Origin of the sequence: Paraburkholderia sp. RL17-347-BIC-D (genome assembly GCF_046027915.1) — a bacterium.
Lineage (GTDB): Bacteria > Pseudomonadota > Gammaproteobacteria > Burkholderiales > Burkholderiaceae > Paraburkholderia.
In genome coordinates this window covers 1-1860 of the sequence record NZ_JARESS010000161.1, presented here as the reverse complement: position 1 = coordinate 1860, position 1860 = coordinate 1, and the positions used below count along the sequence as shown (strand labels likewise).

Sequence of the window (1860 nt, the reverse complement as noted above, 5' to 3'; positions counted from 1 at the left end):
ACTACTTGGTCCCGCAATTGCCGCCGCAGCACTTTGCCGACCGGCGTTTTCGGCAGATCGTCCACGAAGACCGCACGCTTCGGCACTTTGTAAGAGGCCAAGGTCTTCCGCGCAAAGCCGACCACATCCGCCTCGGTCAACGTCGGGTCCCTTTTCACCACGAAGGCGACGGGTGTCTCGCCGGATTCCGAATCCGCGACTCCGACCACTGAGACCTCCAGAATGCCGGTATGCCGGGAGAGCACGTTCTCGACCTCGTTCGGATAGACGTTGAAACCGGACACCAGGATCATGTCCTTTTTGCGGTCGACAATCCTGATCACGCCGCGCTGATCCATGATCCCGATATCGCCGGTCGCAAAAAATCCATCGGGGCCGATCGCACCGGCAGTTTCCTCCGGCCGATTGAAGTAGCCTTGCATGACGGCCGGCCCTGCGACGCAGATTTCACCAGGCATATCGGTGGGTAACCCCGCGCCGTTCTCGTCGCGGATTTCGATGCGCATTGAAGGTAGCGGCACGCCTATCGTACCGTCGAAGGTGGTGAGTGTCACAGGGTTGGCCGTCACCGCGCCGGAGGTTTCCGAGAGCCCATAGGCTTCCAGCACCGGGCAGCCAGTAAGTCTCTGCCAACGTTCGGCCACTGCGGGCTGGGTCGCGGTGCCACCGGCGATGGTGATGCGCAAGGCCGAGAACTCAAGCGAGCGGAAGTCTTCGTTGTTCATCAGCGCTGTGAACAGCGTGTTGAGGCCGCCAAAGACGGTCGGCCGATGCGTCGCGAAGTCCTTCACGAGGGCAGGAATATCGCGCGGGTTCATCACCAGAACGGCGCGGACTCCGAAATGGATGGAGAGCATACATTGGCACACGAGGGCCGCCGCATGGTAAAGAGGCAACGCGATGATGGTGGTTTCCTCGCCCGGCCGGAACGCAGGCTTGCACCAGCTGGCAAATATCAGCACATCCGCCAGCACGTTGCCGTGAGTGAGCACGGCGCCTTTCGGCTCACCGGTGGTACCGCCGGTGTATTGGAGAAACGCTCTTGTCCCGTGGTTCAGCGCCGCCTCGGTGAAATCAGTGGCCGGGTGGGCAGTCATGGCGGTCTTGAAGGTCACCGCGCCTGCGATCTTCCAGCCCGGGACGAGTTTTTTCTTCTTTCGGACGATGTAGTCAACGAGGATGGATTTCGGGAACTTCTGCAACTCTGCCACGCGCGCGACGATAACGTGCTCAATGGCGATATGGGTCAGCGCATGCGCGACGGTGGCGGCGAACATCTCCATCACAACGATCGCACGCGCACCGGAATCCTTGATTAGCTGCGTCAGCTCGGCCGCGGTGTAGAGCGGGTTGACGTTGACGACGGTCAGCCCGCCCCTGAGTGCGGCGAACATCGCGATGGGGTGTTGCAGACTGTTCGGCAACATCAGCGCGATGCGGTCCCCCGGCGTTAGCCCGAGGTCATTCTGAAAGTAGGCAGCCAAGCGGGCCGAGTTTTCGTCGAGTTGACGAAATGTGAGGTCCACTCCGAACTGGTGAAAGGCGATTTTGTTGCCGAAGCAGGCGACGGCCTGTTCCAAAAGCGCCGCCATCGAGGGGTAACCCTCCAAGTCGATGTCCGCCGGGACCCCCTCCGGGTATTGGGAGAGCCAAGACAAATGTGACATTTCGTCCTCCGCTGCAGACTACCGAGACGTTTGCTGCTTCCACTTCTATCCGAGGTCTTCCAGGGGGGCTTTGACCCGCGCAGTCTGTATCGAACATCAGAAAATCACATTTCTGCGAACAGGGAAATTCGCGACCAATCGTCATGTCGAAAAACGAATTTGCTTCATGCCTTCCGTCTTTAAGATACAGCGG

The 1860-nt window shown here is 59.8% G+C and carries 1 protein-coding gene; it reads right to left on the bottom strand.

What is annotated here, in order from left to right; genetic code table 11:
- A partial coding sequence (locus P0D96_RS47865; protein ID WP_408321302.1) for an AMP-binding protein occupies window positions 1–1667 on the bottom strand: 1667 nt, incomplete at its 3' end.
- Window positions 1668–1860 lie beyond the last annotated feature (193 nt).